A 17,170-nucleotide genomic window follows, 5' to 3' on the forward strand; every position below is an offset into this window, starting at 1 on the left:
CATCCTTTTCGACTCCAGGCTCTCCGGTTCAGGAATGTCCCGTCCGCGTGCGGCGGATCAGGGGTTGCCGAGTTCGCGGTCCAGCAGGTCGAACATCTCCTCCGCGGTGGCCGACTCGATCTCGCCCCGGCCGTCGCGTCGTTGCCGTACCTGCCACAGCAGTTCCTCCAGGCGGCCGACGACTTCGGCGGTCTCCTCACCGTCCGCGGGCAGAGCGGCGACCGCGCCCGCGAGGGCGTCCAGCTCGTCCAGGACGGATCCGGTGCCGGTCCCGCCGGTGCTCACGGGACCGGTCGCCGCGGACGCGGCGCCGGTGGTGAAGCGGGTCCGCAGGTGCTGGGCGAGCGCGGTGGGCGTGGGGTGGTCGAACACCAGGCTCGCGGGCAGCTTCAGGCCGGTCGCGGTGGACAGGCGGTTGCGCAGTTCGACGGCGGTCAGCGAGTCGAAGCCGAGATCCTTGAACGTGCGGCCCGCCCGTACCGAGGAGTTGTCGGCGTGCTGAAGGACGCTGGCTGCTTGGTCACGTACCAGGTCGAGGACGTTCTTGAGCTGGTCGGGCTCGGAGAGCGTCGCCAACTGGGCGGCGAATTCGGCGCCCGCGGTGGTCGGGGCGGCGGAGTCGGCCTGATCGGTCTCGGTGCGCAACGCCGCTTGTACCTCGGGGAGTTCGGCGAGCAGCGGGCTGGGGCGCAGCGCGGTGAAGCCGAGGACGAACCGTTCCCAGTCGACATCGGCGACGGCGACGAACGTCTCGTCGTGCGCGACGGCCTGGAGCAGTGCGGTGGCGGCTCGTTCGGGATCCATGGCCAGTACGCCGCGGCTCTCCATGTAGGCGGCGGCGCCCTCGGCCTCCATCATGCCGCCGCCGTCCCAGGCGCCCCATGCCAGTGAGGTCGCGGTACGGCCGAGAGCGCGGCGCCGCTCGGCGAGCGCGTCGAGGTGGGCGTTGGCGGCGCCGTAGACGGCCTGCCCTCCGCTGCCCCAGACCCCGGCGTTGGAGGAGAAGAGCACGAAGGCGTCGAGCGGTGTGCCGCCGAGGAGGTCGTCCAGGTGGAGGGCTCCGGCGATCTTGGCCGAGGCGATGCGGGTGATGTCCTCGTCGGTGGTGTCGGTGGCGGCCAGGTAGGTCTGCGGGGCGCCGGCCGCGTGGAAGACCGCGCTCAGCGGCCGGTCGGCGGGGACGCCCGCGAGGAGCGCGGCCACCTCGGACCGGTCGGCGACGTCGCACGCGGCGAACGTGACGGCGGCGCCCGCCGCCTCCAACTCCGCGCGCAGTTCGGCCGCGCCGGGCGCGTCGGGGCCGCGGCGGCCCGCGAGCAGCAGGTGCGGGGCGCCTTCGGCGGCGAGTCTGCGGGCGACGCGCGCGCCGATCCCGCCCGTTCCCCCGGTGATCAGAACGGTGCCGTCGGGCCGCCACGCGGCGGCTCGTGCGGAGTGCGCGGCCCCGAGAGGCGTACGGATGAGCCGCCGCCCGTGGACTCCGGAGGCCCGTACCGCGACCTGGTCCTCGACGGCGGACGCGGAGCCGCCGGACGCTGGGTCCACGGCCAGGGCGTCGGCGGCTGCCGGGTCGGCGGTCCCGTCAGGGCCGGGCAGTCCGCCGAGGACGGCGGCGAGCCGGACGGCGGCGGACGCGTCGGGCACGGGCGGCAGGTCGACCAGGCCGCCCCACTGGCGGGGCTGCTCCAGCGCGATGGCCCGGCCCAGGCCCCAGACCTCGGCCTGGCCGGAGCGGGGCCCCGCGTCGCCCGGTGCCGTCCTGACGCCCTCCGCGGTGGCCGCCCACAGCCGCCCGGTCAGTTCGGCGTCGGCCGCGGCCTGGGCGAGGGCGAGGGTGACGCGGGCGGCCGGGGAGAGACCGGCGGCAGCCGGTGCCGGGGCTTCGCGCCAGGCAGGGGCGTGGCCGGGCGTGCCGGAGCCAGCGGTGGCGTGGCCGGGCGCGCTGGTGTCGGATACCGCAGGGCCGGTGCCGTCGACGGCGGACGCTCCGGGCACCTCGTGCGCGGCAGCCTCCTCGACACCGCCATTCGCGGCGCCAACCGTCTCGGAAACACCTGCCTTCGGCACACCCGTCTCGGACCCGTCCGCCCCCTGACCGCCGGTCTCGGAGTCCCCGAGGGCGAGGAGAGACAGCACGCCGTCGGCCTCGACCGTCCGGAGGAGTTCGGCGAGGGCCGCCCGGTCGGTCCGGTCGGCGGGGATCTCGATGTGGGTGACCGTGGTGCCCGCGGCGGCGAGCGCGTCGCCCGCCGCGGCGGCCCACGGCTCGTCCGGGAAGCTGAGGATCGTCCACCGCCCGCGCGGCGCAGGGGCGTTCGCGGTGTCCAGGGCGCGCCAGGCGATGCCGTAACGCCAGCGGTCCAGGGCCGTACGATCCAGGCTGCGGCGGCGCCAGGACGACAGCGCGGGCAGGACCGTCGCCAACTCGTCCTCTCCGGCGTCGAGTTCGAGTTCCCCGGCCAGGTGCTCCAGGTCGCCGCGTTCGACGGCGGCCCAGAATCCGGCGTCGGCGAGGTCGCCCGTGCCGCTGGTGGTGGGCGCGGTTCGGTCCCGCAGGTCGTCCAGCCAGAAGCGGCGGCGCTGGAAGGCGTACGTCGGCAGGGCCAGCGGCGTACCGCCCGAACCGGGGGCCAGGGGCCGCCAGTCGACGCCGGGCAGGCCGCGGACGAAGCCCTCGGCCACGGAGGTGGTGAAGCGCGCCATGCCGCCTTCGTCACGGCGCAGCGTGCCGACCGCGACGCCGTCGCGTTCGGCGTCCTCGAAGGTCGCGGCCATGGCGGTGGTGAGCACCGGGTGCGCGCTGGCCTCGACGAAGAACCGGAAGCCGTCGCTCTCCATGGCCAGCACCGCGGCCTGGAAGTCCACCGGGCGGCGGGCGTTGAGGTACCAGTACGCGTTGTCTAGGGTCGTCGTGTCGACGAGGCCGCCGGTGACGGTCGAGTAGAACGGGACGGTGGCGCGGCGCGGTGTGATGTGCGCGAACAGTTCCATGATCCGCTCGCGCAGCGGCTCGACCTGGGCGCAGTGGGAGGCCACGGTCGACCCGACGACGCGGGCTCGGACGCCGTCGGCCTCGCAGGCCGCGACGAATTCCGTCAGCGCCTCGGTGTCACCAGCCACGGTGACGGCGGTCGGGCCGTTGCGTCCGGCGATGTCAAGTCGTCCGCCCCACGCGGCTGTTCGCGCCTCGACCTCGGCGACGGGCAGCGCCACCGAGGCGACCGCGCCGTTGCCGACGAGTTCGGCGGCGAACAGGGCGCTGCGCAGCGCGATGATCTCGGCGGCGTCCTCCATCGTGAGCGCGCCCGCCACCAGCGCGGCGGCTATCTCGCCTTGGCTGCTGCCGACGACGGCGGCGGGTTCGACACCGACCGACCGCCACAGTTCGACCAGGGAGACGTTGACGGCGAACAGCACGGGTTGCAGAACCTCGATGAGGTCCGGCGAGGGCGCGCCGGGCATTCCGCGCACGACGTCGGTGACCGACCAGTCCAGGTGGACGCGGAGCGCCGCGTCGCACTGGGCGAACCGCTCGGCGAACACCGCTGAGGTGTCGAGGAGTTCGGCGCCCATGCCCTTCCACTGCGAGCCCTGTCCGGGGAAGACGAAGGCCACCCTGCCGCGTACGTCGGCGGCGCCGGTGACCGCCCCTGCGGTCGGCGTACCGTCGGCGAGCCCGCCGAGCGCGGCGGCGGCCTGCGCGCGGTCACCCGCCAGGACGACGGCCCGCTGTTCCAGGACGGTCCTGGTGGTCGCCAGCGCGTGCCCGATCTCGGCGTCCGTGGTGTCGGGCCGGTCGGCCACGAAGGCCGCGAGGCGTCCGGCCTGCGCGCGCAGCGCCGCCGCGGACTTGGCGGAGAGCACCCAGGGGACGACGGTGCCGGGCGGGTCGCCCACGACGGCGGCCGGGGCCGGGGCGGCGGGTACGGCGGGCGCGTCGGACGTACCGGGTTCGGCCCTCTCGCCGAACTCGGAGCCAGGATGGGCCAGTTCGACCGCCTCGACCGGCGCCGCGGGCGGCTCTTCCAGGATCACGTGCGCGTTCGTTCCGCTGATGCCGAACGAGGAGACCGCGGCGCGGCGCGGGCGGCCCCGGTCGGGCCACGGCGTCGCCGCGTTGAGCAGCCGGAGCCGGCCGGAGGACCAGTCCACCTCGGGCGAGGGCTCCTCGGCGTGCAGAGTGCTGGGCAGCGTGCCGTGGCCCATCGCCATGACCATCTTGATCAGGCCCGCGACACCGGCCGCGGCCTGCGTGTGGCCGATGTTGGACTTGATGGAGCCCAGCCACAGCGGCTGGTCCCGCGCGTGGTCCCTGCCGTAGGTGGCGAGCAGCGCCTGCGCCTCGATCGGGTCCCCGAGGTTGGTGCCGGTGCCGTGCGCCTCGACCGCGTCGACCTCGTCGCCGGTCAGACCGGCATTGGCGAGAGCAGCGCGGATGACGCGCTGCTGGGAGGGGCCGTTCGGCGCGGTGAGGCCGTTGCTCGCGCCGTCCTGGTTGACGGCGGAGCCGCGCATGACGGCGAGGACGCGGTGGCCGTTGCGGCGGGCCTCCGACAGCCGCTCGACCACCAGCATGCCGACCCCCTCCGAGAAGCCGGTGCCGTCGGCGTCCGCGGCGAACGCCCTGCAACGGCCGTCGGGCGACAGCACGCGCTGGCGGCTGAACTCCACGAAGCCGAACGGGCTCGGCATCACCGTCACCCCGCCGACCAGGGCCAGCGAGCACTCCCCCGCCCGTAGCGCCTGAGCCGCCAGGTGCAGGGCGACCAGCGACGACGAGCAGGCCGTGTCCACCGTCATCGCCGGTCCTTCGAGGCCGAGGACGTACGAGACGCGGCCGGAGATGACGCTCAGCACGTTCCCGGTGACCGAGTACCCCTCGACGCGCTGCTGAAGGTCGGGGTCCTGGCCGTAGCCGGTGCCGACCGCGCCGATGAACACACCGGTACGGCTGCCGCGCAGCGTGGCCACGTCGATCCCGGCGCGTTCCACGGCCTCCCAGGCCGCCTCGAGTACAAGCCGCTGCTGCGGGTCCATGGCCAGCGCCTCGCGCGGCGAGATGCCGAACAGCTCGGCGTCGAAGTCCGTCGCGCCGCGCACGAAACCGCCCTGCTGGGCGTAGCTCTTGCCCGACCTGGCCGGATCCGGGTCGTACAGGTCCGCGAGGTCCCAGCCCCGGTCGGTGGGGAACCCGGAGATCGCGTCGGTGCCCGACGCCACCAGGTCCCACAACTGCTCGGGCGAATCGGCGCCGCCCGGGAAGCGGCAGGTCATGGCGACGACGGCGACGGGATCGTCGTCGAGCCCGGCCGCCGTCGGAAGGACTCCGGCCGGGGCACGGTCGTCGGCGGTCGCGGCGCCGAGGCCCAGTTCGTCCTCCAGATGCGCGGCGAGGGCGTCGGGGGTCGGGTGGTCGAAAACCACCGTGGCCGCGAGCCGCTGCCCGATCGCGGCACCGAGGCGGTTGCGCAGCTCGACACCGGTCAGCGAGTCGAAGCCCAGCTCCTTGAACGCCCGCTCGGGGTCGACGGCGGCCGGCGATCCGTGGCCGAGCACCGCCGCGACGTGCGTGCGTACGACATCGCGCAGGGCCTCGGTCCGTTCGGCGGGCGACAGCGCGGAGAGCCGCCGGACCAGGGCCGAGGAGTCGGCACGGGCCGAACTGGTCGCCACGGCACGGGACTTGCGGACGGACGCGGTGGTCAGTTCACGGGTGAGGGCGTGGAAGGCTTCCCCGGTGCTCTGGGCGTCGCCGGGCGTCAGACGCGCGGTGACGGCGAGCGGTACGTCCCAGCCGACGGCCGCGTCGAACAGGCCGATCCCCTGCTCGACGCTCATCGGCACCACGCCGCTACGGGCCAGGCGTGCCCGGTCGACCTCATCGAGCGAACCGGTCAGCTCGGAGTCGGTGGCCCAGTGTCCCCACGCCATCGACACACCCGCCGCACCACTCGTACGGCGCACACCCGCCAGAGCGTCCAGGAACGTGTTCGCCGCCGCGTAATTCGCCTGCCCCGCCGTGCCCACCACACCCGCGAGGGACGAGAACAGCACGAACAACGACAGGTCCAAGTCCCGGGTCAACTCATGCAGATGCCACGCCGCATCCACCTTCGCGCCCAGCACACTCCGGATACGTTCCGCGTCCAGATCCGGCACCAGACCGTCGTCCAGCGCGCCCGCGCAGTGCACCACACCACCCAACGGCCGTTCCCCGCCGAAGCGCGCGAGCAGCCCGGCCACCTGGTCCCGGACCGCGACATCGCACGCCACGACCTCGACCCGCGCACCGGCCGCCACCAACTCCGCCACCAGCGCATCCGCACCAGGCGCGTTCGCACCACGCCGACCCGCCAGTACGACATCGCGCACCCCGTACGAGGCCACCAGATGCCGGGCCACCAGCCCGCCCAGCAGACCCGTACCACCCGTGATCACCACCGCACTCGCGGCATCCACCCGGCGGGGAAGCCTCAGCACGACCTTGCCGACATGCCGCGCCTGCGACATGAACCGCAACGCCTCGCCGGCGCGACGCACATCCCACACCCGCACCGGCAACGGCTCCAGCACACCCTCCGCGAACAACCCCGCCAACTCGCGGAGAATTTCGCCGAGTCGGTCCGGAGAGATGTCGGTGAGGGCGTACGGGTGGTACGTGACGCCGGGGTGCTCGGCGGCGACGGCCTGCGGGTCGCGGATGTCGGTCTTGCCCATCTCCAGGAACCGGCCGCCACGCGGCAGCAACCGCAGCGACGCGTCCACGAACTCCCGCGCCAGTGAGTTGAGAACGACGTCCATGCCGTGGCCATCGGTGGCCTGCCGGAACGCGTCCTCGAAGTCGAGGGTGCGGGACGAGGCGATGTGGTCCTCGGCGAGACCCGCCAGCCGGAGCGTGTCCCATTTGCCCTCGCTGGCCGTCCCGAAGACCTCGGCACCCCAGTGCCGGGCCAACTGCGTGGCCGCCATCCCCACACCACCGGCAGCGGCGTGAATCAACACCCTGTGTCCGGACTGGAGTTCGCCGAGATCGGCCAGGCCGAACCAGGCGGTCATGAAGACGACGGGGACGGCGGCGGCCTGCTCGAAGCTCCAGCCCTCCGGCACCCGCACGACCAAGCGCTCGTCCACCACCGCCAACGGCCCGAACGACTCCGGCAGCAGACCCATCACCCGGTCACCCACCACAACACCCGCGACACCGGGCCCGACCTCGACCACGACACCCGCACCCTCGGTTCCGAGGTACGCGTCCGGGTCGGGGTACATCCCCAGATTGATCAGCACATCGCGGAAGTTGACTCCCGCGGCACGGACGTCGACCCTCACCTGACCGGCGACGAGCGGCGCCTCGGCGGCCGGGTCCGGCTCGACGGACAGTCCGTCGAGCGTGCCGTCGCCGGAGGCGACCAGCCGCCACGCGCCATCGGCGGGCGGCACCAACCCCCCGCCACCGGCAGGCGCCCGCACCAGCCTCGGCACCAGCACCTCACCACCACGCACCGCCACCTGCGGCTCACCCGCCGCCACCGCGACACCGACCGCGTAGGCGAGCGCGTCACGCACCGCGGCTTGTCCCCCCAACGCGAGGTGGACATCGACATCGGCGTCGGCGTCGGCGTCGGCGTCGGCGTCGGCGTCGGCGTCGGCGTCGATCAGCAGGAAACGCCCGGGATTCTCGGCGAGCGCGCTGCGCACCAGGCCCCACACCGGGGCGTGGACGAGATCGACGACAGGCTCACCGCTGTGAGTGGCCACGGCCCCCCGGGTGACGAGAACCAACCGCGAATCAGCGAACCGCTCCTCGGCCAGCCACTCCTGGACCAGACCCAGCACGCCGGTCACCGCGTCCGCCACCGCACCCGGCACATCGCCGGAGACTGAGGCCGGGGGCAGGACCACGCCGACCAGCGGCGGAACCGGCTGCGCCGCGTCGATGTCGGAAAGCCGTTCCAGGAACACGCATCCGTCGGGCGCGCCGCCGTCGGCGGACAGCGCGGCCGGCACCCAGTCCACGCGGTACAGGCCGTCGGCCGTGCCTGCCGCACTCGCGGCGGCGACGCGGATCTGGTCGGCGGTCGCCGTGCGCAGCGCGAGCGATGCCACCGATACGACGGGAGCCCCCTCGGCATCGGCCAGGAGCACCGAGGCGGCGTCCTCGCCCGCAGGCCGCAGCCGTACGCGTACGGAGGTCGCGCCGACCGCGCCGAGCGCCACGTCGGTCCAGGCGAACGGCAGCCGCAGGGAGGTGAGTTCGGCGGGCGAGCCGCCGCGCAACAGGACGATCCCGTGCAGGGCCGCGTCGAGCAGGGCCGGGTGGATGCCGAACTTGGCCGCGTCCTGGTGGAGTTCGTCCGGCAGCGCGGCCTCGGCGTAGACGTCGTCGCCGTGCCGCCACGCGGCGCGCAGCCCCTGGAACGCCGGACCGTAGCCGTAACCGGACTCGCCCACCTCGGCGTAGAAGTCCTCGACCGGCACCGGCACGGCGCCGGGCGGCGGCCACGCGGTCAAGTCCTCGGTCGCCTCTGCGGTGTCGGACGCGACCGCGAGAGTGCCGACCGCGTGCAGTGCCCAGGGCGCCGACTCCCCCGTCCCTTCGGGCCGTGAGTGGATGCCGAGTTCGCGCCGTCCGTCCGCGTCGGGCGCGCCGACGGAGACCTGTACCTGCACGCCGCCGCTCTCCGGAACGACGAGCGGTGCCTGAAGCGTCAGCTCCTCTACGCACCCGGCCCCGACCTCGTCAGCGGCCCGCAGCGCCCACTCCGCCAGCGCGGCACCGGGGACCAGGACGGTCCCCTCCACCCGGTGATCGCCCAGCCACGCGTGCGACGTCAGCGACAACCGGCCCGTGAGCACCACCTGATCCGAACCGGCCAGCCGCACCACCGCGCCGAGCAGGGGGTGGTCCGCAGCGGCCTGCCCGAGCCCGCTCGGGTCCCCGGCGCGCGCGGCGTCGGCAGTCAGCCAGTAGTGCTCGTGCTGGAAGGCGTAGGTGGGCAGGGCGAGTTGCCCGGCACCCGTCGAATCCGGCGTACCGGCGAAGACGGACCGCCAGTCGACGGGCAGGCCGCGTACCCAGCCCTCCGCGAGAGAGGTCAGGAACCTTTCCTGGCCGCCTTCATCACGGCGGAGGGTGCCGAGCGCGACGGCGTCGGACCCGGCGTCATCGAACGTCTCGGCGAGCCCGACGGCGAGGACGGGGTGCGGGCTGGACTCGATGAAGTACCCGAAGCCGTCCGCCAGTAGGGCCCGGACGGTCCCGTCGAAACGGACTTCCTGGCGGAGGTTGGTCACCCAGTAGTCGGCGTTCAGCGTGCTCGTGTCGATACGGCCGCCGGTCACCGTCGAGTAGAACGGTACCTCGGACGAGGTCGGTGTGATCCCGGACAGGGCCTGGACGACCTCGTCCCGGATCGCGTCGACCTGTGCCGAGTGCGACGCGTAGTCCACATCGATACGACGCGCCCGTACGCCCTCGGCCTCACACACCGTCAGCAGCTCAGCCAGCGCCAGGGGTTCACCCGAAACGACCGTGGAGGAAGGCCCGTTCACGGACGCGACGGAGATACGGCCGTCCCAGCGCGCGATCCGCTCCCGTACGTCCTGCGCGGGCAGCGCGACCGACACCATCCCACCGTTGCCCGACAACGACCCGCGAATCGCCTTCGCCCGCAACGCCACGACCCGCGCCGCATCCTCCACGGAAAGCGCGCCAGCGACACACGCCGCCGCGATCTCACCCTGACTGTGACCGATCACCGCACCCGGCTCAACGCCCACCGACCGCCACACCGCAGCCAGCGACACCATCACCGCCCACAACGCCCCCTGAACCACCACCACGTCATCCAGAGCGCCCTCGCGAATCGCCTCCACCACCGACGACCCCACATAAGGCAACAGCGCCGCATCACACTCCGCCAACCGCGCCCCGAACACCGGCGAGGAGTCCAACAACCCCAACGCCATCCCCGCCCACTGCGACCCCTGACCAGGGAAAACAAACGCCACCCGGCCGTCGCCCGATCGCGTCGCGCCGCTGACGAGTCGGGCGGCCGGGGCTCCTTCGGCGAGCGCGCCGAGGACGTCCTGGGCGTGTTCGGCGTCGGCGGCCAGGACCACGCTCCGGTGGGGCAACGCCGCTCGGGAGAGGGCCAGTTCGCGGCCGACCGAGGTGAGGGCAGGTGCGTCGTCCGTCCCTGCGAAGGCCGCAAGGCGTCCGGCCTGGCCGCGCAGTGCGTCCGCCGACCGCGCGGACACCACCCACGGCACCACCGACAGCGACCCCAACGGGCCTGCCTCCGGGCCGACTTCGGGCTCGCGCTCTGGCTCCGCGGAGGTGTCGGCCGCAGCGTCGCCCCCCGGCTCCTCCAGGATCACGTGCGCGTTCGTCCCGCTCGCCCCGAAGGCCGAGATCCCCGCGCGGCGCGGGTGGGTGTCGGCGGTCCACGGCATCGCCTCGGCGAGCAATTCGACCGCGCCGCTCGTCCAGTCGACGTGCGGCGTCGGCTCGTCCGCGTAAAGGCTTTTGGGCAGCACCTCGTGGCGCATCGCCTCGACCATCTTGATGACGCCCGCGACCCCTGCCGCGGCTTGCGTGTGGCCGATGTTCGACTTCACCGAGCCCAGCCACAACGGGTCCTCGCCGCCACGCTCTTGGCCGTAGGTGGCCAGCAGCGCCTGCGCCTCGATCGGGTCCCCGAGCGTGGTCCCCGTACCGTGCGCCTCGACCACATCGACATCTGCGGCCGTCAGACCGGCACTGTCCAGGGCGGCCCGGATCACCCGCTCCTGCGAAGGCCCGTTCGGGGCAGTCAGCCCGTTCGACGCACCATCCTGGTTCACCGCGGAGCCACGCATCACCGCCAGCACCCGGTGACCGTTGCGCCGCGCGTCCGACAGCCGCTCCAGCAGCAGCACACCGACGCCCTCGCCCCACCCGGCACCGTCCGCCGCCGCCGAGAACGCCTTGCTCCGGCCGTCGGGCGCCATGCCCCGCTGACGGCTGAACTCCACAAAAAGGGTGGGCGTGGACATCACCGTGACGCCGCCGGCCAGGGCGAGGGAGCACTCTCCCGACCGCAGGGCCTGCGCCGCCAGGTGCATCGCGACCAGCGACGACGAGCACGCCGTGTCCACCGTCATCGCCGGACCCTCGAACCCGAAGGTGTACGACACGCGGCCGGACACGGCGGCCGGGGACGAGCCCATCAGGGCGTAGCCCTCGGTGTCGTTGGCCGTGGCATCGGCGCCCACTGCGTAGTCGTGGTGCATGACTCCGGTGAAGACACCCGTCGAACTGCCCTTCAGCGAACCGGGATCAATACCCGCCCGCTCCAGCACCTCCCACGACGCCTCCAGCAGCAACCGCTGCTGCGGATCCATCGACAACGCCTCACGCGGAGACACCCCGAAGAACCCCGCGTCAAACTCACCCGCGCCATAGAGGAACCCGCCCTCACGCGCATAACTCCGCCCCGCCACACCAGGATTCGGATCAAACAACCCCTCAACATCCCACCCCCGGTCCACCGGGAACCCCGACACCGCATCCCCACCCGAAGCAACCAGCGACCACAACTCCTCAGGCGAACCCACACCACCCGGATACCGACACGCCATCCCCACAATCACCACCGGATCGGCCGCCTCACGCGCCGACAGGGGACCCGCCGTACCCCTACGGGCGGCGACCGGACCGGTGCGCTCGTCACCGAGCACCAGCGTGCGGAGGAAACCGGCCAACGCCCGTGGCGTCGGATAGTCGAAGACAAGCGTCGCCGGAAGCCGCAGGCCCGTCGCTCCCGCGAGCGCGTTGCGCAGTTGCAGGCCGGTCAGCGAGTCGAAGCCGAACTCCTTGAAACTGCGGGCGGGTTCGACGGCGGACGGGTCGGCGTATCCGAGGACTGTCGCGGCGCGGCCACGGACCAGGTCGAGCAGATAGCGGAGTTGGTCCTCCTCGGTCAGGCCGGTGAGGGCGCGCAGGAGGCTGCCGGAGTCGCCGCCGACGTCGGTGGCGCGACGCGGTCGGCCGCGGACCAGACCCCGGTAGAGCGGGAGGACGGGTTCGCCCGCGCGGGCCGCGCTGCGCAGGGCGCGCAGGTCGAGGCGGCTGACGACGTGGACCCCGGAGCCGCCGTCGGCGGACGCGGCGGCGTCGAAGAGCGCCAGGCCCTGCTCGGGCGACATCCGCGTGACGCCCATTCGCAGGTAGCGGGCCACGTCGGCGTCGCCGAGGTGGGCCGTCAGCTCGCTGGCCTCTGCCCAGTAGCCCCAGATCAGGTCGGTGACCGGCAGTCCCTCGGCGCGGCGGCGCGTGGCGAGGGCGTCCAGGAAGACATTGGCCGCCGCGTAACCGGCCTGGCCCGGGTTGCCGAGCACACCGGCGATCGAGGAGAACAGCGCGAACAGCGACAGGTCCAAGTGCCGTGTCAGCTCGTGCAGATGCACCGCCGCGTCCACCTTCGGCGCGAGGACTCGCGCCACCTGATTGGGCGTCAGTGCCGACACCACTCCGTCGTCGAGCACACCGGCCGCGTGCACCACACCCGTCAGCGGCCGGTCGGAGGGAATCGCCTCCAACAGCGCGGCCAACGACGCCCGGTCGGCCACGTCACACGCCGCGATCTCGACGCTCGACGCGCCCGCGTCCAGCAAGCGCCGCTCCAACTCCGGTGCGCCCGTGGCCGCCCGGCCCCGGCGGCCGACCAGCAGCAGATGCCGCACCCCGTGCGCCGAGACCAGATGCTCGGCGAGCAACCGTCCGAGGGTGCCGGTTCCGCCGGTGATAAGCACGGTCCCGTCGTCGCGCAGCGGCACCGGCGCGGGCCCGGCCGGGGCGACGCGGGCGAAACGGGGCGCGAGGAGCACGCCGTCGCGTATCGCGATCTGCGGTTCGCCGAGGTCGACGGCGGAGGCGACAGCGGCGGCCAGGGTGCCGGAGGCGGCATTGGTGCCACGGGTGCCGTCAGTGCCAGCGGTGTCGTCAGTGCCAGCGGTGTCGTCAGTGCCAGCGGTGCCGTCAGTGCCAGCGGTGCCGTCAGTGTCGACCAGGAGGAAGCGGTCCGGCGCCTCGGACTGGGCGGTCCGCAGCAGCCCCCACACGGGTGCGTGCACGAGGTCCGCCACCTCGTCGTCCGGCCCGGTGGAGACCGCCCGGGTGGTGACGACGACCAGCCGCGAGGCGTTCAGCCGCTCGTCGGCGAGCCATGCCTGGACGAGGGCGAGCGCGTCGGTGACGGCGGTGCGCACCCGCGACGGCAGCTCGCTGTCGACCTCCGACCGGGTGTCCCCGGGACCCAGCCGGGTGATCACATGGGCGGGGGGTTCCAGGGTGCCCGCGTCCAGGCCCGCCAGCAGCGCGGCGACATCCGTGACGTCCTGGGCGCCGCCCAGGGTGAGGACCGGTCCCGGCGCGGGGACGGCGGCACCGGCGGAAACGGGCAGCGGTGTCCAGTCCAGGGCGAAGAGGCCGTCCCGGCCGGCGGTGCCGTCGGCCTGCCGGAGCTGCTCGGGGGTGGTCTCACGCAGGACGACGGACTGCACCTCCCCGACCGGGGCCCCTGCCGCGTCGGCGAGCGTCAGCGCGACGGCACCGCCGTCCAGCGGGCGGACCCGCAGCCGCAGCCGACTCGCGCCGACGGCGGACAGCGCCACGCCTTCCCACGCGTAGGGCAGCCGCAGCGGCGCCGACTCCGGCGTACCGCCGTCGAGCAGGGACACGGCGTGCAGGACCGCGTCGAGCAGGGCGGGGTGGAGGGCGAAGCGTTCGGCGTCCTTGGCCGCCGCGTCGGGCAGCGTGACCTCGGCGTACACGTCGTCGCCCCGCCGCCACGCGGCGCGCAGACCCCGGAACGCCGGACCGTAGCCGTAACCCGCCGCCGCCACCCGGGCGTAGAAGTCCTCGACCGGGACCGGCCGGGAACCGGCGGGCGGCCAGTCGGTCAACCCGACGCTTTCAGCGGACCGTTCCGTACTGAGGACGCCGACGGCGTGCCGTGTCCACGGTTCGTCGTCCGCGATGCCGTCCTCGCCGCGCGAGTGAATCGTGATCTCGCGGCGTCCGTCGGCGTCCGGGCCGCCCACCGCCACCTGGAGCTGGACGGCACCGCCCTCGGGGATCGCCAGCGGCGCCTCAAGGATCAACTCGTCGATCTGCTCGGCGCGGATCTCCTCACCGGCACGCAAGGCGAGTTCCACGAAGGCCGCGCCGGGCAGCAGTACGGTGTCGTTCACGGCGTGGTCGGCCAGCCACGCGTGCGTACGCAGGGAGATCCGGCCGGTCAGCAACAGGGCGTTCTCGTCGGCGAGTTGTACGGCCGCGCCGAGCAACGGATGGTCGGCCGCCCCGAGCCCCAGCGACGAGGCGTCCGCGCTGCCGAGCGAGCCGGACTCCAGCCAGTAGCGCTGATGCTGGAAGGCGTACGTGGGCAGGTCGACGTGGTGGGCGGGGGTTCCGGCGAAGACGGACCGCCAGTCGACGGGCAGGCCGCGTACCCAGCCTTCGGCGAGGGAGGTCAGGAACCTTTCCTGGCCGCCTTCGTCGCGGCGGAGGGTGCCCAGGGCGACGGCGTCGGAGCCCGCGTCCTCGAACGTCTCGGCCAGACCGACAGCCAGGACCGGGTGCGGGCTGGACTCAATGAAGTAGCCGAAGCCGTCCGCCAGTAGGGCCCGGACGGTCTCGTCGAAGCGGACTTCCTGGCGGAGGTTGGTCACCCAGTACGCAGCGTCCAGCGCGGTGGTGTCGAGCTTGCCGCCGGTCACCGTCGAGTAGAACGGCACCTGCGACGACTGCGGCTCGATGCCCGACAGAGCCTCAACGACCTCGTCGCGTATGGCGTCCACCTGTGCCGAGTGCGAGGCGTAGTCCACATCGATACGGCGCGCCCGTACGCCCTCGGCCTCACACACCGTCAACAGCTCGTCCAACGCGCCGGGCTCACCCGAAACGACCGTGGACGAAGGCCCGTTCACCGACGCGACGGAGATACGACCGTCCCACCGCGCGATCCGCTCCCGTACCGCATCCGCCGAGAGGGCGACCGACACCATCCCACCATTTCCGGACAAGGTCCCGCGAATCGCCTTCGCCCGCAGCGCCACGACCCGCGCCGCATCCTCCACCGACAACGCGCCCGCGACGCACGCGGCGGCAATCTCGCCCTGGCTGTGACCGATGACCGCGCCCGGCTCGACACCGGCAGCACGCCACACCGCGGCCAGCGACACCATCACCGCCCACAACGCACCCTGAACCACGACCACATCGTCCAGAGCCCCGCTACGGATCGCCTCCACCACCGACGAACCGACGTGAGGACGCAGCGCCGCGTCACACTCCGCCAACCGCGCCGCGAACACCGGCGAGGAGTCCAACAACCCCAACGCCATCCCCGCCCACTGCGACCCCTGACCAGGAAAGACGAACGCCACCCGACCCGCACCCGGACGCACCACGCCGGACACCACGCCCGAGGCCGCAACGCCCTCCGACAGGGCCGCCAGCCCCGGCACCATTGCCTTGACGTCATCGGCGAGGGTCACCGCGCGGTGCTCAAGTGCCGCGCGGGAGACGGCAAGTGCGCGCCCGATGTGCGCCGGGGCGGCCAGCTCGTTCGAGTCGGCCGCAAAGGCGGCGAGCCTCGCGGCCTGGCCCCGCAGCGCGGCGGCGGACCGCCCGGACACCACCCACGGCACCGCTGCCAGCTCGCCCAACGGGCCCTGAGCCGAGGTCGTTTCGTCCACGGACGCGGGTTCGTCGGCCGGGGGTGCGTCTTCCAGGATCACGTGGGCGTTCGTCCCGCTGATACCGAACGAGGACACGGCGGCCCGGCGCGGGCGGTCCCCGCGCTTCCAGTCGACCGGCTGTTCCAGCAGACGGACCGCGCCCGCGGACCAGTCGACGTTCGAGGTGGGCGCGTCGATGTGCAGGGTGCGCGGCAGCTTCTCCTCCTGGAGGGCCAGCACCATCTTGATGACGCCGGCCATGCCTGCGGTGTGCGCGGTGTGGCCCAGGTTCGACTTGACCGACCCGAGCCACAGCGGGCGGCCTCCCGTGCGGCCCTTGCCGTACGTCGCGAGCAGTGCCTGCGCCTCGATCGGGTCGCCGAGCGTCGTGCCCGTACCGTGCGCCTCGACCGCGTCGACCTCGTCGCCGGTCAGACCGGCGTTGGCGAGGGCCGCGCGGATGACGCGTTGCTGGGAGGGGCCGTTCGGCGCGGTGAGGCCGTTGCTCGCGCCGTCCTGGTTGAGGGCTGAACCGCGCACCACCGCGAGGACGTTGTGGCCGTTGCGGCGTGCGTCGGAGAGCCGTTCGACAAGGAGCATGCCGACGCCCTCGGACCAGGCGGTGCCGTCTGCCCCGGCGGCGAACGCCTTGCAGCGGCCGTCGGGCGCGAGGCCGCGCTGTCGGCTGAAGTCGACGAAGACCCACGGTGTCGGCATCACGGCCACGCCGCCGACGAGCGCGAGCGTGGACTCGCCGTTGCGCAGGGACTGCACGGCCAGGTGCAGGGCGACGAGCGACGACGAGCACGCGGTGTCGACGGTCAGCGCGGGGCCTTCGAGGCCCAGGGAGTACGAGACGCGGCCGGAGATGACGCTGATGAAGGAGCCGGTGCCGGTGTAGCCCTCGACGCCTTCGGGCACCTGCTGCATGTTGGTGAGGTAGCCGGTCCCCGCGGCGCCGACGAACACGCCGGTCTTGGTGCCCTTGAGCGAGCTGGGGTCGATACCGGCGCGCTCCAGCACCTCCCACGACGACTCCAGGACGAGCCGCTGCTGCGGGTCCATGCCCAGGGCCTCACGCGGCGAGACGCCGAACAGCTCGGCGTCGAAGTCCCCTGCCCCGTCGAGGAATCCGCCCTTGAGGAGGTACGTCTTGCCGGACGCGTCGGGGTCCGCGTCGTAAAGGGCCTCGGTGTCCCAGCCCCGGTCGGACGGGAAGTCGGCGATGGCGTCGCCGCCGGTGTCGAGCAGCCGCCAGAAGTCCTCGGGTGTGCCGACGTGACCGGGGAACCGGCAGGCCATGCCGACGATCGCGATCGGCTCGCTCTCCCGGTCCTTGACCTCCTGCAACTCCTGCCGGGTCTGGTGCAGGTCGGCCGCGACGCGCTTCAGGTAGTCGACCAGCTTGTCGTCATTCGTCATCCGAGGCGTTCCTCCTCCGAGC

At 73.2% G+C, this 17,170-nt stretch carries 1 protein-coding gene; it reads right to left on the bottom strand.

What is annotated here, in order from left to right; genetic code table 11:
* Positions 1 to 57: 57 nt before the first annotated feature.
* Complete coding sequence (locus ACZ37P_RS28370) at positions 58 to 17,130, bottom strand: SDR family NAD(P)-dependent oxidoreductase (protein ID WP_467349219.1); 17,073 nt, start codon at positions 17,128 to 17,130, stop codon at positions 58 to 60.
* Positions 17,131 to 17,170: the final 40 nt, after the last annotated feature.

Source organism: Streptomyces sp. NPDC024632, from assembly GCF_055559175.1.